This window comes from Pseudomonas putida, from assembly GCF_009883635.2.
GTDB lineage: Bacteria > Pseudomonadota > Gammaproteobacteria > Pseudomonadales > Pseudomonadaceae > Aquipseudomonas > Aquipseudomonas putida_W.
This window is the reverse complement of record NZ_CP026115.2, coordinates 4,492,414-4,516,745: the sequence shown is the minus strand read 5'-3', so window position 1 is coordinate 4,516,745 and position 24,332 is coordinate 4,492,414. Positions and strand designations below refer to the sequence as shown.

Sequence of the window (24,332 nt, the reverse complement as noted above, 5' to 3'; positions counted from 1 at the left end):
TAACCCAATCGCTCTGTGTCCCTCACTAAGCTGGCCGCCCCGACATTGGAGAGCGGCTCATGCCCAGACAGCTTTCGCCTCACCTGGCGTTCATACAACGACGCGCACCGCAATGGTTGACAACCAGTAAGCCCGCTGAGCGCAAGCAACTGGAATTACGGGTACGGGAAAGCCATCGTGCCACCCGTCAGCTTCGTCGGCATCTGGCAGGCGTGCAGACACCCGAAGCATTCTGCCGCCCGCAACTGGAGGATGCCCTGGCGTACTGGTTTGCGGAACAGGAGCTGCCTGATGTTGGCCAGGGCTGGCTCTGGGACATTGCCCAAGGACGCGACAGGTCATGGCTGGAAGCGGCCATGCTGAACTTCGACGAGGGCGACCGGGTAAGGCTGTATCTAAGCAAAGACGCAGCGGCCAGAACCGACATTGATGCCGGCCGCTTCGTCAATGCAGTGCGGAATCTGGACCTCGGACGCCGTTACCAGGCTCACCTGGCGGATCTGCTCGACACCGACCTCACACGGCAAATGCAGCAACGTCAGGACAAAGCCGCCTTTGCCGTTGAAACCAGCCTGGCGAAGCTGCACGGGCACATCGATAGCCGTGGTCAATCCTTGGGCGAGGCGGCACTGGCGGGCGTGTCTTCGCTCCTGCGCCCTGATGGTAACGTGCAAGCACTGGAATGCAGCTACCTCACCCTGCTCGACTGCCCGCTCAACGGCCCGCTGCTGATCCGCATGCGGCCGCAGGCCAGCAAGGAAGTGTGCCTGCTTTACCTGCCTGGCCACCCGACCAAGGCACTGCGCCAGTACCCTTCGCTCGCAGCGTTGGGTCAAGCACTGACGCAAATGCTCTGGCACGACGAGCAACGGCGTTTTTTCCTGCGCTATGTCAGCCACGAGCAACAGCCACTGTTCGCCAAGCGGCTACGCGAAATCCTGTTTCCCCGTTTTCCCTATGCCACCCTGCAACCGGTCACGCCGCATCTGGAAAAGGGCGAGCATTTCAGCTGGATCTCCCGGCTGTTCCCCAACCCTCGCCATCTGTGGCAGGAGACCCTGGATAAAAACGCCAGGCTGCCGTGGAGCGCAACGCCCTGGAGTAAAGACTGTTTTGCCGAGCGCACACGCACGATGCTTGAACGCAAGCGCCAGGATGCAGCCCATTTCGTGGTACCGACCGAGCAGCGCGACGCGGCCGCCCTGCGCGCAACCGTCGAAGGCTGGCTGGAGGCGGGGCTGAATGCTCTGAACGTCGCGAGCTTCTTCGTCCCCGGGCTCGCCGAGGTGATGCTGGTGGTGGGTGGCGCGCAGGTGGTGGACGAGTTTCTCGAAGGCGTGCATGCAGCCAATGAAGGCGAAAGCGACGCGGCCATCGGCCATTTGTTCGCGGTGTTCGAGAACCTGGCGCAGTTCGCCGCCATTGGTGCCGCGGGGCATTTCGCCGAGCCGACCGGGCCATTGCATGACTGGCAACGCGTCGGCGAGGGCGACAGCGAACGCCTCTGGCATGGGAGCCTGTCAGCGTTCGCCCAGCCCCGCCCCTGGCCAGCGCAAACAACACTGCCAGCCAACGGCTTGCACACCTGGCAAGGGACGCGCTGGTGGCTGCACGAAGGCCAGGCGTACGCCGTGGAGTCAGCGGGCAAGGGCCGCTGGCGCCTTGCAGCGGGCAAGTATCATCGTCACCAGCCCAGGCTGTTGGGCAACGGTGACGGTGCATGGTTGCTGGAGCACGAGCGGCCATTGGCCTGGCACAGCCCTGCCCTGGCACGCCGCCTCGGCCCGGCAAGCGCCGGCCTGGACGATACCGCGCTGATGCATGCGCTGCGCAGCAGTGGCTATGACGACGCCGCTTTGCGCCGACTGCTGCAAGATCATCGTCCTTTACCGGCCCCGCTCCTGGACAGCCTCGAAGCCTTTGGCGCAACGCTGCCCAAAAATGTCGGCCTCGGCGATAGCAGTGTGCTGGCTCGAGACTTTCCTTCGCTCAGCCCCAGAATACGCAACGAAATTCTGGCAACCGCTTCCAGCCAGGACTTGGCCGCTCTCAAGCAGAGTGGGCGGCTGCCCTTGCGCTTGGCCGAACAGGCGCGTTTGTACCTGCGTGACGCGCGCCTCAACCGCGCACTACGTCAGCTCCGGCAATTGCAGGGAAGCGGTGCTGACCGCGACCGACTGGTGTTCGCCAACCTGCCTCGGTTACCTGGGTGGACCGGCGACATACGCCTGGAACTGCATGACAATGGCCGCCTGATCGACGTGGCGGGCAATGGCACGACCAGCAAACAGGTGCTGCGCAGCGACCTGGGTTATGAGCCCGCCGACGACTCCGGCCAAGTCCTGGGCAATCGTGACGAGCTGCTGGCATCCGTCCTGCAGGCCCTGCCCGACAGCGAACGCAACGCACTGAAACTGGATATCCACGACGTATCGGGGCTGCGCGACGCATTGTTCGATCTGGCATGGCAGGATCGCGAAGCCACTGCGCGCGACTTGGGCATGGCGCCGATTCGTCCGCTGTACAACCCGCCAACCTGGCTGGATGGCAAGCCCGGCTACAGGCTCAGTGGCCGGGGGCGCGGCTGGCTGAGCGACGATGAACTGTTCGACCAGCTTTACCCCGCCGGCAACCTGGAAGAGCGCGAATGGTTGCGTCAGCAACTGCGGCAGGAAGCCGGCGATCAGCCTGGCGCATTCGCGCGCATGCTCGAAGGGCTGCGCGCCGATTACCAACGTCTCGACAGCGAGCTGCAAGGCTGGGTCGAGACTGCCCGAGGCCAGCAGCGCACGGCCCGCGACGTGCAGGCCCAACGCATACGCCAGGCGTGGCGACGCGAAAACCCCGTGGAGCCGACCGGCGCCGTCAACTTCGTGATTGTCGAAATCGATGCGGCACAAATAGGAGCATTGCCAACGCTGAGCGTGCCCCTGCCCCAGGTTCGCCAACTGCGCATCAGCGGGTTGGTGGATCATGCCAACACTCAGCTGGATGGTTTTCTCAGAGCCTTCCCTCGGTTACGCAACCTAGACCTCGAAGACAACGCCCTCAGGGTAGTTCCTGCGGCACTGGGCGAACTCACCGAGATGCAATTGCTCGACCTCTCGCACAACCTGCTCGATCTCTCACGGGAGGCCGACGTCTCGACGCTGACGCGCCTGATCAACCTCCAGCGCCTGAACCTGTCACAGAGTCTGCAGAACCTCTCTGTCAGTGCCCTTGAACGGCTTGCCGAACTTCCGTCTCTGAGCTTTTTCCAGGCCGACCTCAATAACCTGACCTTCGGCGCGGAGCATTTTCAGGCACTGCAACGCTGGCCCAGCCTTACCCACCTCGAACTGGGGCGCAATGAAATCGTGCTGACTGAAGAAAGCCGCTCAGCGCTCGCCGGCCTGAACCGGCTGCGCTTGCTTTCGCTGCGTTACAACCCGCTGGAACTGGCGCCCGACCTGACCGGTTGGACCGCGCTCGAACAACTCGACCTTGAACGTACGCTGATCTTTGAATGGCCCACCGGGCTGACCGCATTGATGGGGCAGGAGCCCATGAACCTTCGCGCCATCGATCTGAGCCTGAACGAATTGAGCGACGTACCCGCGTTGCGCGATACGACGTTCGCCCGTCGAGTACGCGAGGGCGACGATGAACTGAGCTATGCCTTCGACGACAACCCTCTCAGCGATCTGGCGTTACAGCGGCTCGACGACGCCGGGCTACCCATTCAACAGGAAGACGCCAATGCAAATGACTGGACAAGCGGTTGGCCTGGTCCATTGAGGGCACATGTGTCTAATTTCTGGATGGATGCAAACTGGCAACCGCTGTTTGACCTGTATCAACGCATGCCCGGTACACAAGCTTACCAGACCAACGCAGCGGCGATAGATGAACGTATGCGCCATGTGCTGCAGACACTGATCGACGGTGCGCGTACAGATCAGCCTGGTACAGGTATTGCTCAGTTGCAGCAACAGATCAACGACCTGCTGAATGATGCAGGCCAGCAATGCGTCGACCAGGCCTCCCTGCTCTTCCAGCAGGTCGAGACCGAGGTGACAGTGTGGCAATCGGTGGTCCATGCACAACCGGGGGCCAGCAATGAGCAGGTCGCCATCGAGAGCGTCGCGAGCCTGATGCGCCAGCGCCTGCTCGATGAGCACATCGGCGAGCTTTATAACGCGAGGCGTGCCAGACGAAGGGCCTTGGCCGAGGCCGACAATGCGACCGACCGCGAGGCCGCGCCAGCTTTGTCGAGCCATGACGATCTCAGCGACGCGCTGCTGACCGAGCCGGACTTTCTCCTGGATGAGCTGGAAATGGCCTTGTTTGCACGCATCCGCCTGCAGCAGCGGCTACGGCTACCCGCCCAACCGGTCACCATGCAGTTCGAATACCTCGCGCGCCTTAGCGATAGCACCTTGTTGCGACTGGAGCAGGCCGTGTGGGCCGAGGCAGGCGCGCAAGACCTCAATGGCTGGGCCAGCGATCAACCCTTCTGGCAGCGTTGGCTTGAACGATTGCACCCTCATGACTTCGAGGCCTTTGCCCGGCAATGGGAAGGCGCTTCGGAATACTTCGACACGCTCAATGACAGCACCGCCGAGGCCGGTGCTTACACCGGGCCCGAGGTCCCGCCGGGCTACATCGCCAGCCTGGAGCAGCACATGGGGCATATTGCCTGGCGCCGCGCAGGTGTGCTGCAGCGTGTCGACCTTTCCAACGACAGTGAGCACTACCTGCAGGCTTCGACACTATTGCTGCAAAGTCGCCGGCAAGCCTGGGAAGCGCTACTGGGCCGCCTGACCGCGATCATGAGCGAAGCCAACCCACGAGCGTTCGCGCCCGACGCCTGAGCCACCCACCCCGTGTCGGTTACCTGGCACGGGGCAATCTCCCGCCCTGGGATCCTGGCAAGCTGATTGCTTCAGCAGACCAGGCATTGGCCACCTCCTGGTGCTATTCGTCGGACTGCATGGGCCGCAGCATCGCCCCATGCACCGAACTAGAGCCCAACCGGCACCAATGCCCCACAACTGGTCAGACCGGTAAGGCCAAAATTCCTTGCAATGTCGGATTTTTCGCGGTTTTATGATCCCGCGCTGAACAAACCGGTAAGACCACAACAATAATGAAGTCCTGCGCTCTTTCGCCCCGTGCGGCACCGAAGCAAGGACACCGATCAGAGATCAATCCCATGCTCAAATGGTGCTCGCGTTCGATCTTCCTGCAAGTCGTGCTCGGCCTTGCCCTCGGCATCGCCTGCGGCCTCAGCTTCCCCGAAGTCTCCCTGCAGCTCAAACCCCTTGGCGACGGCTTCATCAAGCTGATCAAGATGCTCATCGGCCTGATCGTCTTCTGCGTGGTGGTCAGTGGCATCTCCGGTGCCGGCGACCTGAAGAAGGTCGGGCGCATCGGCCTGAAATCGGTGATCTACTTCGAAGTGCTGACCACCATCGCCCTGGTCATCGGCCTGGTGTTCGCCTTCAGCAGCGGCATTGGCAGTGGCGCCAACATCCACCTCGACCAGCTGTCCAGCGCCGACGCCAGCAGCCTGGCCGAACGTGGCCAGCACATCCATGGGGCCACGGCGTTCTTCATGGACCTGATCCCGACCTCGGTGGTTGGTGCCTTTGCCGACAATAACATCCTCCAGGTGCTGTTGTTCTCGGTGCTGTTCGGCAGCGCCTTGAACCTGGTAGGCGAATCGGCCGCAGGCATCTCGCGGCTGATCAATGAGCTGAGCCACGTGATCTTCCGCATCATGGGCATGATCGTGCGCCTGGCGCCGATCGGCGTGTTCGGTGCCATCGCCTTCACCACCAGCAAGTACGGCCTGGAGTCGCTGCAGCACCTGGGTGGGCTGGTGGCGCTGTTCTACCTGACCTGCGCCGGCTTCGTACTGATCGTCCTGGGTACCGTAATGCGCGTGTCGGGCCTGAAACTGCTGCCGTTCATCAAGTACCTGCGTGAAGAGCTGACCATCGTCCTCGGCACCGCGTCGTCCGACGCCGTGCTGCCGCAGATCATGCGCAAGCTGGAACACCTGGGCATCGGCAGCTCCACCGTCGGCCTGGTCATCCCCACCGGCTACTCGTTCAACCTCGACGGTTTCTCCATCTACCTGACCCTGGCCATCGTGTTCATTGCCAACGCCACCGGCACGCCACTGGCGATGACCGACCTGCTGACCATCCTGCTGGTGTCGCTGGTGACTTCCAAGGGCGCTCACGGCATCCCAGGCTCGGCGCTGGTGATCCTCGCCGCGACCCTGACCGCCGTGCCGGCGATCCCAGTGGTGGGCCTGGTACTGGTGCTGGCGGTGGACTGGTTCATGGGCATTGGCCGGGCACTGACCAACCTGATCGGCAACTGCGTGGCCACCGTGGCCATCGCCCGCTGGGAAAAGGACATCGACCTTGAGCGCGCGCAGAACGTGCTCGATGGCAAACCCGGCTTCGCCCCTGCCCCGCGCAAACAAGCCAACACCCATCAGCAGGAATTCTGAGCCCGCGTGGCCGGCGCTTTCGCCGGCCTTTTCAGGAGCAAACCGTGATCAGCTCATCGACCGTCGTCACCTCCGTGGTGGAAAAACTGCGCCAGGCCCTGGCCTGCGGCCAATGGCGCTCCGGCGACATGTTGCCCGGCCAGCGCGAACTGGCCGAACAGCTCGGCATCAGCCGCCCCAGCCTGCGCGAAGCGGTGACCGTGCTGGAAACCCTCGGCCTGGTACGCTCGCTGCCGGGCAAGGGTGTGCTGGTGCTGGATGCCGAAGCAGCCTCCCAGGACCCGGCCAGCGAAAGCGCCGCAGCGGCCAGCCTGGCCGACGTGCTGGAGCTGCGCTACACCCTCGAACCGTTCATCGTCGGCCTGGTCGCGCAATCGGCCAACAACCAGGACATCGGCCAGCTGCGCCTGACCCTGATGGACATGCGCGAAGCCTTGGAAGCCGATGACAGCGAAGCCGGGGTAAAGGCCTACATCGCCTTCCACGAGGCACTGTTCGCACTGACCACCAACCCGATCTTCCAGAGCGTGGTGCAGCAGACCGGCAATGCCCTCAAACAGAGCGCCAGCATGCTGCGCAACTCGCCCGAGCACCTGGCCGCGCGGCTCAAGGAAAACGAAGCCGTGGTGCGCGCCATTCGCGAACGCAACAGCGCCCAGGCCAGCGCCCAGATGCGCCAGCACATCCTCGCCGAAGGCCAGCGCATGGGCATTCAACTCAACATCCCGGACGACCAGCCCGGCCAATGACCCCAGGAGAGCGACCTTGACCGCCTGCGCCCAAGCCGCCCCCCGTCTGCCTGCCCTGCTCGCCGCTGGCGAGACCCGCCTGTCGGCCGAGCAGATCTACCCGCGCCTGTTCGACGCGATCCTCGAGCAGCGCCTGCCGCCTGGCAGCCTGCTACCCGAACAGGCCCTGGGCAATGCCTTCGGGGTCAGCCGCACGGTGATCCGCCGGGTGCTCGGGCGCCTGTCGGATCAGCAGGTGGTGGTGCAGCGCCCCAGCCACACCGCGCACCTGGCCGCCCCCGACCCCGAGCAGGCGCGCCAGGTGCTCAGCGCCCGGCGCCTGGCCGAGACCACCCTGATCAGCCTGGCCGCCCAGCGCGCCCGGCCAGCGCAGGTTCGCCAGCTGCGCCAACTGGTCGAGCGCGAGCGCCAGCACCATGAACGCGGCGAGCGCTGCGCCGCCATCCGCCTGGGTGGCGAGTTTCACCTCAAGCTCGCCCAGGTCGCGGCCAATGAGCCACTGGCGCGGTTTCTCAACGGCCTGGTGCCGATGACCTCGTTGATCATCGCCCGTTATGAGTCGCCTTGCTGTGACCACTGCGCCTGGGAGGAACATGCGGCGATCATCGATGCCGTGGAAGCCGGTGATGCGGCGGCGGCGCTGGCGTTGATGCATGAGCACCTCGACCGCCTGGAAGACAAACTCGACCTCGACTGAGCCGGAGCCGCCCTATACTCGGATAACCACCCAGCCTCTATCCCCGGGAGGCAGCCGAGTGAGCAGACGAATCCTGGTTCTAGTGTGCCTCTTGCTGGCCATCGCCGGCTGCGCCGGCAAACGCCCGCCTGCCCCGCCCCCAGCGGCGGTGCTCGACCCTGCGGCCTGGCAGCGCATCGACCAGGAGCTGATCGAGGCTTCGGCCGGCGCCGCCGGCTCCGCAAACGACTATGCGCGGCGCTCGATGCGGGTGTGGAAGGAGCAAGTGCAGCAACGCACCGAAAAAGACTTCATCCCCTGGTTCACCGGCTACTGGACCCAACAGTGGCTGACCATGAAGGTCGCCTGGTACAAGCTCGACAGCGGCGAGGGCCGCGAACCTGCGGAAAAGCGCCTGGCGCTGTACCTGCAGGAGCAGTACCACCAGCGGGTCATCGAACCGGTGGCTGAACAGATCAACCCCGAGGGCATTCGCGATCGTGCCTGCGAGCTGTATATACAATTGTTCGGCCAGCAACTGCCCGCCATCATCCAGCGCTATAACGCCGCTCCCGAGCAAATCAGCCAACGCCTGAACCGTATACCGGCCATCCACCTGGGGCCACCACCCGCCCGCAATGCCTCGCTGTATGAGCTGTTGCGGGCCAAGTCGCTGGAGCAGCAACCGGCCTGGCTGGCATTGCGCGACCACTTGCACAAGCAGGCCGCCAAAGGCCCCGGCAAAACCGACGCGGGCCTGTCGTCCGTGGCAACGGATGCCAGCGAAAAGATTGGCGCCACCCTGGCCCCACGCGGCATCGCCAGCGCCGTGGCCAGCGCCGTGGGCAAGGTGGCCGGGGCGATGATTTCGATCGTGTCGACCGGCTACGGCATCATGACCCATAACCGGGACCAGCCGCAGATGATCGAGCAGTTGCGGGTAATCCTGAATGTGGCACTCAACCAGGAATGGCAGGAGCTGATGGAGAACCGCCAGAGCGGCGCCCTGTCGGGCGTGTACTACCTGTCCGGGCAGGTCGAGGACAGCCTGCTGGCGACCATGCCGCAACCGTCGATGGAGCAGCAGAGCGAACAGCGGCAGGCGCCGGCAGCACAGGAGCCGCTGCTGATTCGCCTGCCTTAGGCCGCAGCCATGGCCGAAGTCGGCAAGCCAAAGATCCGGTCGAACGCCCAGTTGTAGGCGAAGGTGTAACACGGGATCAGCACGATGAACGCCAGGTCGACCAGAAACGCCTCCATCAGGCTCATGTCCAGCCACCAGGCAATCAGCGGAATCAGGTACACCACCAAGGTCAGCTGAAAGCCGACGGCATGCGCCACCCGCCGCGCCACGCTGCGCCCACGCTTGGCCTGGCGGCTCTCCCAGTACTCGAACAGGCTGTTGTAGATCAGGTTCCAGAGCATGGCGATGGTGGTGATCATCACCGCCAGCGGCCCGGTGTGCGAAGCCTGGGTATCCGACAGGTAGGCCAGCCCCAGCGTCGACATGCACAGGCCGATCAGTTCATAGAAGGTCACGTAGACCAGTTTGCGTTTGACGCCCTGCACGGGTTACCTCATTTGTCGAAATGCAATGAGGCGCAAGGATGATTCAATCCGCTTGACAGAAAAAGTCAGCAGCTTTCAGATTGACTGACAGGAGGCTGCCATGAATTTTTCCAGCGACAACATCCAGCTGTTTCTCGCCGTGCTCGACCGCCGTTCGTTTTCCGCTGCTGCCCGCGCCCTGCAGCGCGTGCCTTCGGCGGTGAGCATGGCCATCGGCAACCTTGAAGCCGAACTGGGCTACACCTTGTTCGAGCGCGGCTCACGCGAGGTCCGCGCCACCGCCCAGGCCCTGGCACTGGAGCCCCATGCGCGGCTGATCGCCGAACAGCTGGGCCTGCTGCAGGTACACGCGCTGGAGCTTTCCCAAGGGCTGGAAAGCAGCCTGAGCCTTGCCGTGGTCCCGGATATCGACCATCGCCCGCTGCTGGCGGCCATTGCCAGCCTCGGCGCACGCTACCCGCTGCTCGACATCCAGCTGCTCAGCGCCCCCCAGGAAGAAGCCCTGCACCTGCTCGACAGCGGCCGCGCCGACCTGTGCCTGGCCTTTGCCGGCCTGCAGGTCGATGCCCGCCGCAGCTTCCAGCACATCGGCATGGAGTCGCTGGTGGCCACCTTGGCGCCGGCCCACCCAGCCCTGCGCGAAGGCCGAATCCACTACCTCGAAGACTTGGTCAATGTGCGTCAGATCCTGGTCCGCAGCCGCGACTTGCCACTGCTTGACCCACGCCCGCTGATCGGCGCCACGCACTGGTCCACCGACAGTTTCGACCTGGCCCTGCAGATGGTCGAAGCCGGCCTTGGCTGGGGTGATCTGCCGCTGGCCCGGGTGGCGCCGCTGGTCGATTCCGGGCGCCTGGTGCGCCTGCAGTTTCGCAACACCCGCAACGAACTGCAGCTGCCGATCCATGCCTTTTGGCGCAAGCAGCAGCCCCTGCGCCAGGGTGCACGCCTGCTGATCGACCTGTTGTCCGCCGGCTAGCTCACCGCCCGTCGACCAGGGCCGCAAAAAATAGGTAAGTGTTTCAACCTTTTACCGGCCAAGCCGATATGCCAAGAGACAGGCCCCGCCATCGCGCCACAAGCGCGCGGCGCCCTCCCCTCCATGGCTCAAGGTCTCGAAACATGAACCTGAAATTTCGCCACAAGATCCTCCTCAGCGCCTGCGGTGTCGTGGTGCTGGCCTTTGCGCTGTTCACGCTCTACAACGATTATCTGCAACGCAACACCCTTCGCCAGAACATCGAAGCTTCCGTGCAGCAGGCCGGCGCGCTGACCGCCAGCAGCGTGCAGAACTGGATGAGCGGGCGCATTCTGGTACTGGAAAACCTGGCGCAGGACATTGCCGAACAAGGGGCAGGAGAGACCCTGGGCGGGCTGATCGAGCAGCCTTCCTACACGCGAAATTTCCTTTTCACTTACCTGGGCCAGGCCAACGGCGTGTTCACCCAGCGCCCAGACACGCAGATGCCGGCTGGCTACGACCCCCGTCAGCGCCCGTGGTACGCCAGTGCAGCCAGCGCCGGCCAGACCGTGCTCACCGCCCCGTACCAGGGCGCCGTCGGTGGCCTGATGGTGACCATCGCGGTACCGGTGAAGAGCAAGCGCAGCGGCGAGCTGATCGGCGTGGTGGGTGGCGACCTGACCTTGGACACCCTGGTCGAGATCATCAACTCGGTCGACTTCGGCGGCATCGGCCACGCCTTCCTCGCCGACAGCAGTGGCCAGGTGATCGTCAGCCCGGACAAGGACCAGCTGATGAAGAACCTCAAGGACATCTACCCAGACAGTGGCCTGCGCGTGACTGCCGGCATGCAGGACGTCACCCTCAACGGCGAAGAACGGCTGATCTCCTTCGCCCCGGTCGCCGGCCTGCCGTCGGCGCAGTGGTACATCGGCCTGTCGATCGACAAGGACAAGGCCTACGCCGCCCTCAGCCAGTTCCGCACCTCGGCGATCATCGCCATGCTCATCGCCGTGGTCGCCATCGCCGTGCTGCTCGGCCTGCTGATCCCGGTGCTGATGCGCCCGCTGACCACCATGGGCCGCGCCATGCGCGACATCGCCGAAGGTGAAGGCGACCTGACCCGCCGCCTCGACGTGCAGCACAAGGACGAATTCGGCGAACTGGCCAGCTCGTTCAACCGCTTCGTCGAGCGTATCCACACCTCGATCAGCGAAGTGTCCTCGGCTACCCGCCTGGTGCACGACCTGTCGGAAAAAGTGGTCAACGCCTCCAACGCCTCGATCATCGGCTCGGAAGAACAGAGCATGCGCACCAACAGCGTAGCGGCGGCGATCAACCAGCTGGGCGCCGCGACTCAGGAGATTGCCCGCAATGCGGCCGATGCCTCGCAACACGCCAGCGGCGCCAGTGACCAGGCCCATGGCGGCCGTGAGGTGGTCGAGCAGGCGATCAACGCCATGACCGCGCTGTCCCAGCGCATCAGCGAGTCGTGCGAACAGATCGAAACCCTCAATGCCAGCACCGACGAGATCGGCAAGATCCTCGACGTGATCAAGGGCATTTCCCAGCAGACCAACCTGCTGGCGCTCAACGCCGCCATCGAAGCCGCCCGTGCCGGTGAGGCCGGGCGCGGCTTTGCCGTGGTTGCCGACGAGGTGCGCAACCTGGCACACCGCACCCAGGAATCGGCCGAAGAAATCCACCGCATGATCACCAGCCTGCAAGTAGGCTCGCGCGAGGCGGTGCACACCATGAACACCAGCCAGGTATCGAGCGAACAGACCGTGCAGGTGGCCAACCAGGCCGGCGAACGCCTGGCCAGCGTGACCCAGCGCATCGGTGAAATCGACGGCATGAACCAGTCGGTGGCCACGGCGACCGAGGAACAGACGGCAGTGGTCGAGAGCCTGAACCTGGACATCACCCAGATCAACGCGCTCAACCAGCAAGGGGTGGAGAACCTCAACCAGACCCTGCAGCATTGCGATGCCCTGGCTCAGCAGGCCGGGCGCCTGAAGCAATTGGTGGGCAGCTTCCGCATCTGATGCAGCGCCCCTCGTCGGCGCTCGCCGACGAGGGGGCTGCGCGCTAGGCGACCACCGCCTGGCCCCTCCTGCCCCGCCGCACCCAGGCCAGCAACACCGCCGCCATCAGCACAAAGCCCAGATAGCCGAACAGCGGATACACCTCGCCCACCAGGCTGATGAACCCCACCAGGCTGCAGACGAACGCCGCCACCCCGGTGACCACCGAACCCCAGCGGAACTTGGCCGTGCCCGCCGGCAGCAGCCGCGACAGGAACGAGAACAGGGTGCCAACCGCCGTGTTGACGATCATGCCGAAGATGATCAGGCACATCACCCCACCCAGCAGCGGCGACACTTCGTTGGCAATCGACAGCATCGGCATGGGCAAGTCGGCCACGCTGTCCAGGCGCGACAACAGCCCGGCACTCATCACCAACATCAGCAAGCCCAGCGCAGCGCCCCCGAGCAGGCCGCCCCATACTGCGGCCTTCTCGCCCTTGGCCGAGCCGCCGAGGATCGCCAGGATAGGCGCCCCGGCAACGATGTTGTAGGACACGTACAGAAACGCCCCGAGCAACCAGTGCCGGGTGCCGGCCTGCTGCTGGCTGGCCAGCTGGTCGAGCGCGGCAAGGCTCTGCCCGCGGGTGAACACCGCGTACAGGGCAATCGCCGAGGCCACCAGGATCAGCAACGGGGTAATGGCACCAATGGCGACGATGACCTTGCGCACGTCCAGGCACACGATGGCCACCACCAGCAGCGTCACCAGCACGCTGCCGGTCAGTGCCGGAATACCGAACTGCTGCTCCAGCAATGCACCACCACCGGCCAGCATGACCACGGTCACGGCGAACATGAAGAAGGTGATCAGCCAATCGACGAACAGCCCCAGGTGACGCCCGCAGATGGCCTGGATCACATCCTTGTGCGAAGTGGCGCGCTGGCGGTTGCCCAACCCGGCGAGGGCCATGCCGAGGAAGGTGAACAGCGCCGCGCTGACCAGGGCTCCCAACAGCCCCCAAAGGCCGAAGTCGACGAAGAACAACAGCAGTTCCCGCCCGGACGCAAAGCCCGCCCCCACTATCACGCCGACGAAGGCCCCGGCGATCTTCAGTTGTTCTTGCATGTGAACCTCTGGTTATTGTTGTTGTGGCCCCACAGGGCTTGGCCGCGAACTGCGGCTGGCTCAGCCTTCGCCGACGAATGCCTGCACTTCGATCTCCACATCCACGCCTAGCGCCAACGCCGACGCCACGGTCGAACGCACCGGCAGCGCGGCGCCGAAGAACTCCTTGTAGACCTCGTTGAATCCGGCGAAGTGGTCCATCGACGACAGCCATACCGTCACCTTGACCACCTGGTCGAAGCGCGCCCCACAGGCCTCCAGGCTCTCGGCGATGCGCTCGCAGGCGGCGCTGGTCTGGGCCTGGATGTCACCGCGCAGCACTTCCCCTGCGGGGCTCATCGGCACCTGGCCGGACAGGAACAGGAAACCGCCCGCCTTCACCGCACGGGAAAACGGGAACGGCAGGCTGCTGGGGAAACGCTGGATCTGATTGCTCATGACAAACTCCTTTCAGGGTTGCTGGAAACGTGCCGGGGACAGGCGCTCGGGCGCCACCCCCTGTGCGGTCAGGCTCGGGCACAACGCTTGCCCGAGCAGTAAGTCGGCGGCCAGGCGCGAAGCACCGGCTGCCGACTGGATACCATAGCCACCTTGCGCCGCCAGCCAGAAGAACGCCGGCATCTGCGGGTCGAAGCCGATCACCAGGTCGCCGTCGGCGACGAACGAACGCAAGCCCGCCCAGGTGTGGCTCGGGCGGCGGATGGACAGCGACGTCATGGCCTCGATGTTGTAGATGCCCAAGGCGATATCGAGCTCCTCGGGCGCGGCATCCTGAGGCTCGACCGGGTCGGCATTGGCTGGTGAGCCCAGCAGTTGGCCGGCGTCGGGCTTGAAGTAGAAGCTCTCGTCGACACCGATCACCGCAGGCCAACGAGCAAAGTCCTGATCGGCCGGGCCAGGGAAGGTGAACGCACTGCGCCGGCACGGCTGCAGGCCGACGCGGGTCACGCCACACTGCTCGGCCACCCGGTCAGCCCAGGCACCGGCGGCATTGACCAGGGTGTGCGCCTGCAGCTGGCTGCCATCGGCCAGCTCCACCTGCCACAGCTGATCGACGTAGCGGGCCCGGAGCAGTTCGGCGTTGCAGCGCAACTCGCCACCGGCAACACGGTAGCCACGCAGGAAGCCCTGGTGCAGGGCATGCACATCCAGGTCCATGGCGCCTGGCTCATGCACCGCACCGGCCAGGCTGTCGGCGTTCAGGCTAGGGACCAGCGCCAGCGCTGCGTCGCGCTCGAGCAGGCTGACCGCAGTGCCGTTGGCCAGGTTCTGCGCGTGGGTGTGCTCAAGCAGCTCGCGTTGTTCATGGCTGGCGACATACAGGCAGCCACGCGGTTCGAGCAACGGGTGCTCGCAGAAGCCTGCTGGCGGCGCTTCGTAGAAGGCTCGGCTGGCGCGGGTCAGGGCCTGGATCTGCGGGGTGCCGTAGGCCTCCATGAACATCGCGGCCGAGCGCCCGGTCGAGTGGTAGCCCGGTTGCGCTTCGCGTTCGAGCAACAGCACGCGGCGTTCACCGGCCAGGCGATAACCCAGCGAGGCGCCAGCGATACCGGCGCCGATGATCAGGGTGTCGTAGATCTGGGTCATGCACGCTCCTGCTGCGAAATTATCATTTATGAGAATTCTAATATATGAGAATTTCGGAACATGCAAGCGCGCGAGTTAAGATGCGCGACCCATGACGTATGCCGAGACCCGCGAATGCCTGATGCCCGCCCCGCTGCCCTGCCCTTGCTAGACCGCGCCGAAGTCGGCGGGCGCCTGCGCCAGGTGCGCAAGGCACGCCAGATGACCCTAAAGCAATTGTCGGAGCTCAGTGGCGTACCCGTGTCGACCTTGTCGAAGATGGAACTGGCGCAAGTTTCGGTTAGCTACGAAAAACTCGCCGCTGCCGCGCGCGCCCTGAATGTCGACATCGCCCACCTGTTCCGTGCCAGTGGCCCGGTGGCGGAAGCCGTGGCGGCGCCGGTGACCGTGGTGGTCGACTCATTGCCCGCCGCCGCCGGATATTCCACCGGCACCTACGATTATCACCCGATCGCCGGGGCGTTCCCGGAACGGCGCATGACCCCTGCCTACGCCCGCATCATCGCTCGCGAACGCGGCCAGTTCGACGATTTTATCCGCCATCCTGGCCAGGAGTTCGCAGTGGTGCTGAGCGGCCGGGTGCGCATCGAATTTGAAACCGGCGAAGCGGTCAGCATCGGGCCACAGGAAACAGCGTATTTCGACAGCCAAGTGGGGCACATCTACCTGTCGGAAAGCGAAGATGGCGGCGATGCCCATGTGATGGTGGTAATGACCGACCGCTGAGGCCGGTTATAACCTAATAACGAACAAGTCTATTTGGCTATAAAAACTCCCTATATGCTGGCACCCATCCGATAACGGGCAAAGCTGGGCAGTCGAGTAGCGTATGGATGTAGGATCTTTCGGTTTCACCATTGCCGGACTGGTTGTGGGTTTCATCGTCGGCATGACCGGCGTCGGTGGCGGCTCGCTGATGACCCCGATCCTGCTGTGGTTCGGCATCAATCCCGCGACTGCCGTGGGCACCGACCTGTTGTATGCCGCCATCACCAAGGGCGGTGGCATCTGGGTACATGCGCGCAACAAGAACATCGACTGGAAGATCACCGGCCTGCTCAGCCTCGGCAGCGTGCCGGCGGCAGCGCTGACCCTGTGGTTCCTCAGCACCCTGCACACCGACACCACGGCGCTGAACGCCATCATCAAGCAAGGCCTGGCGGTGGTGCTGATCCTCACCGCGCTGGCGATCCTGTTCAAGTCGCGCCTGCAGGCGTTCGCCAGCCGTCACGCCGGTGACCATTACCACCTCAGCGACCGCAGCCTGAACACCCTCACCGTGCTGACCGGTGTGGTGCTGGGCGTGATGGTCACCCTGACTTCCATTGGTGCTGGCGCGTTGGGCACCGTGGCACTGTTCCTGCTCTACCCGTTCCTGGCCACCCGCCGCCTGGTCGGTACCGAAATCGCCCACGCCGTGCCCCTGACCCTGGTCGCCGGTATCGGCCACGCCGGCATGGGCAACATGGACTGGTCGCTGCTGGGCTACCTGTTGCTGGGCTCGCTGCCAGGCATCTACCTCGGCAGCCACCTCACCGGGCGCATCTCCGACCGCGTGCTGCGCCCGTGCCTGGCGACCATGTTGCTGCTGATCGGCTATAAACTGGCTTTTTGAGGCTGTGCTTCCTGCCCGGATCGTCCTAATCTGTAGCAAAAAACTGCCAAGCAGGAAGTGACGATGAAGGTTGGATTGTTCTGGTACGAGGACGCACATCAGTACAGGGCTTTTCAAAACCTGTACACAGATGCCTATAAACAACATCGCAAGTTCGCTGCATGGCTTAAAGAAGCAACTGCGCTTGAACGGCAACTGCGTCAAAACGGGCATGAACCGGTGCGGGTTCTGACCACCCCAAAAGCCTTATGTGAGTGGTGCACGGCACACGGGCGTTCGATGGACGCCTCCAGTCGAACAGCTTTCGCTCATGAGCAAGTAGTGCCTGCGCAACAAATTCAGGATTTGGGCCAGGCGGTCGAGACGGCGCTCAGCAATCCAAAACATCTGGTCCATGGGCCTTTGATAAACAAAGAATTCCACAAGTAAGCCTGATGGGTTGCCGGCCGACCGGAGAAATCAGGTCAAGCGCAAACGCCAGTGCCCAGAAAAGCTAAGATGCAAGCGAGATAGCGGCATGATATCGATGCGATCCGCTGCTGCAGGTGAGCATCCCAACACGTTCATCAAAACTGCTCGCATCACTAACGGATGGGTGAACACCATCCAGTCGCCCTGCAGGGTGAAGGCCTCAAGCCATCCAGCCATCCGCTGGCGTAATTGTGCAAACGACTCTCCGCCGTGCGGCGCACTGAAAGGATCGCGAATCCACGCATCAATTTCGGCTGGCCGCTCCTGTTGTAATTGCTTCAGCGTGAGCCCCTTCCATAGCCCGAGATCACAGTCCGCCAATGCCAGTTCCACCTTAGCCTGAGGTGAAAACCACGCTGCCGTTTCAACGGCACGCCGCTCCGGCGCAGTCAGCACTTGAACGTCGGGTAGAAGAACGGGCGGCAGGCCTTCCAACGGCAAAATGCTGTCATCGGCTTGATGCAACTGGCCCAGTTTTTGGGCCCGCGTCATGCCATGGCTAATCAAGGTCAGGCGTATGGCTTTCAACGGGGGCTCTTCCGGCAGGTAGGATTGAAAGGATGAGCATGCCAGTTGATGGCTCAAGCAACAATGACATGAGCTGAAGGCGGCAGTTGGAGCAATTTGCTAGCACCTGACGCTAAGATAGTCGCAACAACCTTTTGAAATGCCACAAGAGCGAGATTGATGTCCACCACCAGCCCTTTGCTGCTCGCCCTGCGCGAAGGCACCCGGGACTGTCACAAAGCGCTGGAAGCACGTCTGCCGTTCTTCAGCCCTGGCTTTGACAGCACTGCCTACCGTTGCCTGTTGCAGGCCTACTATGGTTTTCATGCCCCTCTGGAACATTACCTGAGCGATTATCAGGGCCCGGAACGCCGCAAAGCCGCCACCTTGGCCCACGACCTGCGTGCACTTGACCTGAGCGAAGCCGGCATCGCCGCCCTGCCCCTGTGCCAACAACTGCCGGCCATCCGTGACGAGGCCAGCGCGTTGGGTGTGATGTACGTGCTAGAGGGCTCGACGCTGGGGGGCCAGGTGCTCAAGCGGGCGATGGCCGAGCGCTTGGGCATCGGCCACGACAGCGGCGCCGCCTTTCTCGATGTGTACGGGCCGCTGACCGGCAGCTACTGGCGCAGCTTCCTCGAGCGGCTTGGCCAGGCGTCGGCTGAAGGGCCGGCGCAGGCCACCACGGTGCAGGCCGCCATTGACACTTTCACCCACTTCGAACAGTGGCTCGATCAGCGCAACGTATTGAATTAGAGCCCTGAAAAACCGCTATCGGCGTTTTGCCACCCTGAATTGCCTGCGCCGACTCTCGTTCCTTTGTTGTATCCAATGACAGCAAGGAAGTCGATTCATGACCGATATGACACGTCGCTCGTTGGTGGGCCTGGGCATGGCCCTCCCGTTGCTTGGCCAACTGGGCTGGGCCAGCGAAGCCCCCGCAGCGCCAGGCACCGACCAAGAACCGGTGCGCATCAACTACAACGAAAGCCCCTGGGGCCCAAGCCCCGCTGCCCGCCAGGCCATGCGTGACGGCATTGAGCAATGCGGGCGTTACCCGTACAAGGCGCAGTATCGCCTGATCGACACCTTCGCTGCCGAACATGGCCTGGCCTCATCGCAGGTCCAGGTGTTCTGTGGCTCGAAACTGGCTTTGCAGCACGCCGTGATGGCATTCACCGGCCCACGTAGCCTGGTACTCGCCGAACCGTCCTACGAAGCCGCTGCCGAAGCCGCCCGCAGCCATGGCAGTGCCGTGCACGCGGTGGCCCTGGATGCGCGCCATGCCCATGACGTCGATGCCATGCTGGCGGCCGACAGCGCCCCCGGGCTGATCTACCTGTGCAACCCCAACAACCCGACCGGCACGCTCACGCCGCGGGGCAAAATCGAGCGCCTGCTCAAGCACACGCCAGCCGACAGCGTGGTGCTGGTGGACGAGGCCTATATCCATTTCAGCGATGCGCAAAGCTGCATCAGCCTGGTCAAGGAGCACCCGCAGCTGCTGGTGTTGCAGACGTTCTCCAAGCTCTACGGCATGGCCGGGGCACGCCTCGGATTGGCCATCGGCCAGGCCCCGCTGCTGGAGCGCCTGGAGGTGTATGACGGCGACAACGTAGCCGCCGCCTCGACCTTGCTGGCGGGGCTGGCGAGCCTGAACGACCGGCAGCTGGTGCCCCAGCGCAAGGCCGAAAACGCTCGCCTGCGCGACCACACAATCGCCTGGCTGGGCGCGCGCGGCTGGCAGTGCACGGCGTCGCAGACCAACTGCTTCATGATCGACATGCGCGGGCCGGCACAGCCGGTGGTGGACCGGCTGGCCCAGCACGGTGTGCTGGTGGGGCGGGTGTGGCCAAGCTGGCCGAACTGGGTGCGGGTGAGTGTCGGCGATGAACAAGACATGCTGCGCTTTCGAGAAGCCTTTGCCAGGGTGACGGCCGGATAGGCGAACAGGAAAACATGCGGCGGGCGAACCCACTGTTCCCTTGAAGATCACCTGCTTCGAGCTACCTGCAGAGGCTTCGCTGTGCTGCGGTTGAGCCTTTGAGATCGCCGGGGCCGCTACGCGCCCCGGCGATTTCGAGGCTAGCGCGCAACGACTTGCCTGCGCAGCTCATCGGCAAAGAACCGAACGGCGGCCGAAGGCTCAACCAGGCTCTGGCGCAGCTCGATGATCACATTACCCAACGCCGGCAGCGCCGCGTCACCGGTCTCCAATATCTGCCATCCCGGCCGAATCAACGGCGTGGACGTTGCCGCAATCGCCAGTCCGCTTTCCACCGCCAGCTGCACACCCGTAACCCCCGTACACTCGAAGGCGACTTCGTAATCGATCAGGCTCGCGCTCAGCGCCGAAAGAATGTGCCGGCGATACCCGCAGCCATGAGGGTACAGCGCCAACGGTAGCGGCGCGCTGCGGTCCAGCTGGAAACCTGCCGCTCCCACCCAGTGCAGCTGATCGCAGCGCAGTACCTCGCCGTTGCCATCCGCCGCGCGCTGGGTGACCAGCGCCAGGTCCAGCTCGCCAGCCTCCAGGGCGGTGAACAGGTTCTGGCTGATGTCGTTGCGAATCTTCAGGCTGACCTTGGGGTAACGCTGGGTGAACTGCTGAATGACTGGTGGCAAGAACGCACTGGCATAGTCATCCGGGATGCCGAAGCGTACCGTGCCGCACACCTCGCCCTTGGTGAAATGCACCATGGCCTCGTCGCTCAGCGCCAGCATCCTGCGTGCGTATTCCAGCATGCGTTCACCGTGGGCCGTGAGGACCGTGCTCTGGTGACCCCGTTCCACCAGCCGCTCCCCCACAAGGTCCTCCAGCTTCTTCAACTGGATGCTCACCGCTGCCTGGGTCTTGTGCAGCCGTTGCGATGCCACCGAGAGGTTCTTGCTTTCGGCAATGGTCTTGAAGCTGTGCAGCAACGCAAGGTCGAGAAGGCGCACGGAAACTACCTCGGCGAAAAAATAAACGCTTCCCGGCATTAGGCAGGCATGAAAAATGGCCTGTCAAACCCGCCTGCGCCCTGCACCTGCCCAGCAACGACTGGCTGCCAGGGCTTAAATTTTTTTTATGCCGTGCTTATTTTTTATTCGATATCCGCCTGCTTCGCCCATGGCTAGATTGGGCCCATCGACGGTGTGTGACCGCTCACCACCGATGCCCTGATTGGCTTGGCCGTGTGTGCCGGAGAAGAACAATGAAAGCCGAATTTGACTATGTGATTGCCGGCGCTGGCTCGGCGGGTTGTGTGCTGGCGCGTCGGCTTTCCGATGCGGGTCACCAGGTCCTGCTGTTGGAGGTGGGCCCTTCCGACAAGTCGTGGATCATCCGCATGCCTGCAGGCCTGCGCTCGGCGTTCAAGCCGACATCGAAGTACAACTGGTGGTACTACACCGATGAACAGGCCCACCTGAACAACCGCAAGATCCAGCAACCCCGTGGGCGGGTGCTCGGTGGTTCGTCGTCGATCAACGGCATGACCTGGTTGCGTGGCCACCCGCTCGACTACGACGGCTGGCAGGCACAAGGGGCAGAAGGTTGGAGCTGGGCAGACTGCGCGCCCTACTTCAAGAAGATCGAATCCAGCGCGATCGGCGGCACCCACCGTGGCGACAGGGGCCCCATCCGTGCCCAGCGCCAGGAACAGCTGAGCCCGCTCAATGCCGCGTTCCTGGAGGCGGGCCAGCAGGCAGGCTTCAGCCTGACTGACGACGTCAACGGCTACCGCCAGGAAGGGGTTTCGCGCTTCGAGATGAGCGTGCGTGACGGCATTCGCAACAGCGCTGCCTATGGCTATATCCACGCGCTGGGCCAGCACCCCAACCTGACCCTCTGGCTGGGCTGCGAAGTGCAGAAGATCAACTTCGAAGGCACGCGGGCAACTGGCTTTCGCGTCGTCTACCAGAACCGTGTGATCGATGTCCGTGCGCAGCGCGAGAGCCTGCTGTGCTGCGGCGTATTCGGCTCTGCACAGCTGTTGATGCTTTCGGGGATCGGCCCTGCCGACCACCTGCGCGAGCACGGCATTGCCGCCCGGTTGAACGTGCCGGGTGTAGGCGAAAACCTCCAGGACCACCTGGAATGCCATATCCAGATGGAAACCAAGGAACCGGTATCGCTGAACCGCGAACTGCAATACCACCGCATGCTCTGGGCCGGCCTGCAGTGGTTCGGCTTCAGGAAGGGTGTGGCGGCGGTCAACCAGTGCCACGTCGGCGCCTTCCTCAACAGTTCGCCGACCACGCCGCATGCGGATATCCAGTTCCACTTCTTCCCGGTGTTTTTCGACAAGAACTGGATCCCGCTCAGCACCACCTACGGCTACCGCATCGGCGTAGGCCCCATGCGCCCGACCAGCCGCGGCTCGGTGAAGTTGCGCAGCAACAGGGTCGCCGACCCGCTACGCATCGACCCGAACTACATGGCCACCGAGGAAGACTGGCGGGTGATGCGCGAGGCCATGCGCCTGGGCATCGCCTTCGCCGAGCAGCCCGCGTTCAAACGCTACAACCATCGCGAGGACACCCCGGGCCGCCACATCCGCACAGGCAAGGCGCTGGATGCCTTCATCCGCGAAGATGCCGCCAGCGCCTACCACCCCTGCGGCACCTGCAAGATGGGTAGCGACACGGACCCCATGGCCGTGGTCGACAGCCACCTGCGGGTCAGGGGTATCGAAGGCCTGCGGGTGATCGATGCGTCGGTGTTCCCGACCGTGCCCAGTGCCAACATCAATGCAGCCACCATCATGCTGGCGGAAAAGGCCAGCGACCTGGTGCTGGGCAAACCGGGTCTGCAGCCTGAAGCCCTGCCCTATCACAGCCAGCTCACCCCGGGCACCCGACACAAGGTGTCGGCGTAAACGCCGCAGGAGCCATGCAATGACCGTCATCATCAAACGCCAGGCCACCCCCGAAGAGCAGCAAGCCAGCCAACACTGGGCACTGTGGGAAAGCGGCGAAACCGACCGCTTCGCCTACCAGTACGACCAGGATGTGCAGTTCGTCGTGCAAAGCGGCGAAGCGGTCATCCACAGCCCAGGCAATCCGCCGGTCGCCATTGCCGCCGGTAACCACGTGACGATCCGTAAAGGCGTGGATGGCCTCTGGGCCATCCGTACCCCGGTGGTCAATCGCTACCAGTACCTCTGACTGCCACACAAGCCAGGATGGCTCAACGAACAATAAGGGACAGTACCAATCATCAATCTGCCAAACCCGACTATTACAAGAAATGGAGATGCCCGATGATCCTGAATCTCGTCAGAACCCGCACCGTGTGCCGATGGGCAGTGGGTATTGCCTTTGCCTCGCTGGCCGCCCTTGGCCAGGCCGAGGACAACAAGCCCGTGGTGGTCGGCTGGGTCAACTGGGCCGACGCCGAGATCACCACGAAACTGGCCAAGCTGGCACTGGAAGACCAGCTCCAGCAGCCGGTGAAACTGGTCATGGCCGATATCGGTATCCAGTTTCAGGCGCTGGCTGCCGGCAAGGTCGACATGATCCCCATGGCGTGGCTCACTTACAGCCACAAACCGTTCTGGGACAAGTACAAAGATAAACTTGAAGACCTGGGCGTACTGTACGAAGGCCGCCTGGGCCTTGCGGTACCCACCAGCATTCCGGAAAGCGAAGTCAAAAGCATCGAGGACCTGAACAAGCCGGAGGTCCGCGAAAAGTTTGCCGGCAAGATCCTCACCTCGGAAGTCGGCAATGGCCAGTACAAGACCGTCACCCGCGCAATCGCCGACTACAAACTCGACGGCTACAAGCTGGTGGCCTCGTCCGAAACCGGCATGCTCAAGGAGTTCGACCGCCAGCTCAAACGCGGGCAGTGGGCGCTGCTCAATGCCTGGAGCCCGCACTGGATGTTTTCCACCTGGTCGCTGCGCTACCTGGATGACCCCCAGGAGGTCTACGGCAAGGCCGAACAGATTCATGCCATTGCCCGCCAGGGCTTCAGCAAGGACTTCCCGCAAGTGGCAACATTCTTCGCCCACTACAAGATCCCGCTCAAGGACCTGGAAGGGATGATGAAACAGGCGCGCGAGACTTCTGCCGATCAGGTCGTAGCCGACTATTACGCTGCCCACAAGGCCACGTTCAGCGCCATGTTCCAGTTGGCAGCGGGGCAACCATGAACCATGCCCCTGACTGAAAAAGAACTGATGCTGCGCGATGCTACTCGCAACATATGTGAGGAACTGCTGGAGTCCATCCGCGATGTGAAGGCTGGCCGCCATGGCGCTGTGCACCAAGTGGAAGTGACCGAGGCAGCCGAGGCACACAGCAGGACCGGGCTTTCCCAATCCAAGTTTGCCGAGCTACTGGGCGTCTCGGTGCGCACGCTTCAGGAGTGGGAGCAAGGTCGGCGCATGCCCTCGGGGGCGGCCCGGTCTCTTCTGCACATTGCGGCTTCTCGCCCGGATGTGTTTCGTGAGGTTCTTCAGGCCCGTTGATTGGGTTTCGGCCCTCGCCTAGCCTGGCCCACTTTGAAACCAGAACGGGCCGCGTCTGCGGCCCTATCAACACCCACT

General features: G+C 63.5%; 22 protein-coding genes and 1 pseudogene. 17 read left to right on the top strand and 6 right to left on the bottom strand.

Annotated elements, in window-relative coordinates:
* Positions 1 to 59 precede the first annotated feature (59 nt).
* From C2H86_RS20545 to C2H86_RS20525, 5 genes are all read left to right on the top strand, one after another.
* Positions 60 to 4,853: a dermonecrotic toxin domain-containing protein gene (locus C2H86_RS20545; protein ID WP_159409569.1), complete on the top strand. Its 4,794-nt coding sequence runs from the start codon at positions 60 to 62 to the stop codon at positions 4,851 to 4,853.
* Positions 4,854 to 5,194: 341 nt separating this feature from the next.
* Positions 5,195 to 6,505, top strand: coding sequence for a C4-dicarboxylate transporter DctA (locus tag C2H86_RS20540; RefSeq protein ID WP_159409568.1), 1,311 nt, complete (start codon positions 5,195 to 5,197; stop codon positions 6,503 to 6,505).
* A gap of 44 nt (positions 6,506 to 6,549) precedes the next feature.
* Entirely contained in the window at positions 6,550 to 7,254 is a 705-nt protein-coding gene (locus C2H86_RS20535; RefSeq protein WP_159409567.1) for a FadR/GntR family transcriptional regulator, read from the top strand.
* Positions 7,255 to 7,270: 16 nt separating this feature from the next.
* Positions 7,271 to 7,951, top strand: coding sequence for a GntR family transcriptional regulator (locus tag C2H86_RS20530; RefSeq protein ID WP_159409566.1), 681 nt, complete (start codon positions 7,271 to 7,273; stop codon positions 7,949 to 7,951).
* Between the two features lie 58 nt (positions 7,952 to 8,009).
* Positions 8,010 to 9,074: a hypothetical protein gene (locus tag C2H86_RS20525; protein ID WP_159409565.1), complete on the top strand. Its 1,065-nt coding sequence runs from the start codon at positions 8,010 to 8,012 to the stop codon at positions 9,072 to 9,074.
* On the opposite strand, the gene C2H86_RS20520 is transcribed toward C2H86_RS20525, so the two are convergent.
* Positions 9,071 to 9,499 carry a PACE efflux transporter gene (locus C2H86_RS20520; protein ID WP_159409564.1) on the bottom strand — a complete coding sequence of 143 codons (429 nt, stop codon included), beginning with the start codon at positions 9,497 to 9,499 and terminating at the stop codon, positions 9,071 to 9,073. The genes C2H86_RS20525 and C2H86_RS20520 overlap by 4 nt on opposite strands.
* A gap of 100 nt (positions 9,500 to 9,599) precedes the next feature.
* Between C2H86_RS20520 and C2H86_RS20515 the strand changes: the two genes are divergently transcribed.
* The 3 genes and pseudogenes from C2H86_RS20515 (at position 9,600) to C2H86_RS28780 (ending at position 12,508) form a co-directional block, all read left to right on the top strand.
* Positions 9,600 to 10,478 (top strand): LysR family transcriptional regulator, encoded by an 879-nt coding sequence (locus tag C2H86_RS20515; protein WP_159409563.1) that lies wholly within the window; start codon positions 9,600 to 9,602, stop codon positions 10,476 to 10,478.
* Positions 10,479 to 10,546: 68 nt separating this feature from the next.
* Positions 10,547 to 11,602: pseudogene (gene mcpA / locus C2H86_RS28785) on the top strand (methyl-accepting chemotaxis protein McpA); the annotation flags it as partial.
* Between the two features lie 165 nt (positions 11,603 to 11,767).
* A complete protein-coding gene (locus C2H86_RS28780) occupies positions 11,768 to 12,508 on the top strand; it encodes a methyl-accepting chemotaxis protein (protein ID WP_371922750.1) in 741 nt (246 codons plus the stop codon).
* Positions 12,509 to 12,551: 43 nt separating this feature from the next.
* On the opposite strand, the gene C2H86_RS20505 is transcribed toward C2H86_RS28780, so the two are convergent.
* From C2H86_RS20505 to C2H86_RS20495, 3 genes are read right to left on the bottom strand one after another with little or no spacing between them, the layout of a single operon-like run.
* Entirely contained in the window at positions 12,552 to 13,616 is a 1,065-nt protein-coding gene (locus tag C2H86_RS20505; protein ID WP_159409561.1) for a YkvI family membrane protein, read from the bottom strand.
* A gap of 60 nt (positions 13,617 to 13,676) precedes the next feature.
* Positions 13,677 to 14,054, bottom strand: a complete 378-nt coding sequence (locus C2H86_RS20500; protein WP_159409560.1) for a RidA family protein — start codon at positions 14,052 to 14,054, stop codon at positions 13,677 to 13,679.
* Positions 14,055 to 14,066: 12 nt separating this feature from the next.
* Positions 14,067 to 15,203, bottom strand: coding sequence for an NAD(P)/FAD-dependent oxidoreductase (locus C2H86_RS20495; RefSeq protein WP_159409559.1), 1,137 nt, complete (start codon positions 15,201 to 15,203; stop codon positions 14,067 to 14,069).
* Between the two features lie 114 nt (positions 15,204 to 15,317).
* On the opposite strand from C2H86_RS20495, the gene C2H86_RS20490 reads away from it, so the two are divergent.
* The 3 genes from C2H86_RS20490 to C2H86_RS20480 all read left to right on the top strand — a co-directional run bounded on the left by C2H86_RS20490 (position 15,318) and on the right by C2H86_RS20480 (position 17,247).
* The gene (locus tag C2H86_RS20490) at positions 15,318 to 15,929 is read left to right on the top strand and encodes a helix-turn-helix domain-containing protein (RefSeq protein ID WP_159409558.1); all 612 of its coding nucleotides are present in this window, start codon (positions 15,318 to 15,320) and stop codon (positions 15,927 to 15,929) included.
* Between the two features lie 103 nt (positions 15,930 to 16,032).
* Entirely contained in the window at positions 16,033 to 16,818 is a 786-nt protein-coding gene (locus tag C2H86_RS20485) for a sulfite exporter TauE/SafE family protein (RefSeq protein WP_103448188.1), read from the top strand.
* Positions 16,819 to 16,881: 63 nt separating this feature from the next.
* Positions 16,882 to 17,247, top strand: coding sequence for a hypothetical protein (locus tag C2H86_RS20480; protein ID WP_159409557.1), 366 nt, complete (start codon positions 16,882 to 16,884; stop codon positions 17,245 to 17,247).
* Between the two features lie 30 nt (positions 17,248 to 17,277).
* On the opposite strand, the gene C2H86_RS20475 is transcribed toward C2H86_RS20480, so the two are convergent.
* Positions 17,278 to 17,817 carry a histidine phosphatase family protein gene (locus tag C2H86_RS20475; RefSeq protein WP_159409556.1) on the bottom strand — a complete coding sequence of 180 codons (540 nt, stop codon included), beginning with the start codon at positions 17,815 to 17,817 and terminating at the stop codon, positions 17,278 to 17,280.
* Positions 17,818 to 17,976: 159 nt separating this feature from the next.
* Here C2H86_RS20475 and C2H86_RS20470 point away from each other — a divergent pair, with 159 nt between their 5' ends.
* Complete coding sequence (locus tag C2H86_RS20470; protein WP_159409555.1) at positions 17,977 to 18,552, top strand: biliverdin-producing heme oxygenase; 576 nt, start codon at positions 17,977 to 17,979, stop codon at positions 18,550 to 18,552.
* A gap of 97 nt (positions 18,553 to 18,649) precedes the next feature.
* Complete coding sequence (locus C2H86_RS20465; RefSeq protein ID WP_159409554.1) at positions 18,650 to 19,741, top strand: pyridoxal phosphate-dependent aminotransferase; 1,092 nt, start codon at positions 18,650 to 18,652, stop codon at positions 19,739 to 19,741.
* A 140-nt stretch (positions 19,742 to 19,881) separates the two neighbouring features.
* Here C2H86_RS20465 and C2H86_RS20460 read toward each other — a convergent pair whose 3' ends face one another.
* The gene (locus C2H86_RS20460) at positions 19,882 to 20,739 is read right to left on the bottom strand and encodes a LysR substrate-binding domain-containing protein (RefSeq protein ID WP_159409553.1); all 858 of its coding nucleotides are present in this window, start codon (positions 20,737 to 20,739) and stop codon (positions 19,882 to 19,884) included.
* A gap of 254 nt (positions 20,740 to 20,993) precedes the next feature.
* Between C2H86_RS20460 and C2H86_RS20455 the strand changes: the two genes are divergently transcribed.
* The 4 genes from C2H86_RS20455 (at position 20,994) to C2H86_RS20440 (ending at position 24,254) form a co-directional block, all read left to right on the top strand.
* Positions 20,994 to 22,658: a choline dehydrogenase gene (locus C2H86_RS20455; protein ID WP_159409552.1), complete on the top strand. Its 1,665-nt coding sequence runs from the start codon at positions 20,994 to 20,996 to the stop codon at positions 22,656 to 22,658.
* Between the two features lie 19 nt (positions 22,659 to 22,677).
* A complete protein-coding gene (locus C2H86_RS20450; RefSeq protein ID WP_159409551.1) occupies positions 22,678 to 22,947 on the top strand; it encodes a cupin domain-containing protein in 270 nt (89 codons plus the stop codon).
* 101 nt (positions 22,948 to 23,048) lie between these two features.
* Complete coding sequence (locus C2H86_RS20445) at positions 23,049 to 23,936, top strand: glycine betaine ABC transporter substrate-binding protein (protein WP_430738598.1); 888 nt, start codon at positions 23,049 to 23,051, stop codon at positions 23,934 to 23,936.
* 3 nt (positions 23,937 to 23,939) lie between these two features.
* Positions 23,940 to 24,254 (top strand): helix-turn-helix domain-containing protein, encoded by a 315-nt coding sequence (locus tag C2H86_RS20440; RefSeq protein ID WP_159409549.1) that lies wholly within the window; start codon positions 23,940 to 23,942, stop codon positions 24,252 to 24,254.
* Positions 24,255 to 24,332 lie beyond the last annotated feature (78 nt).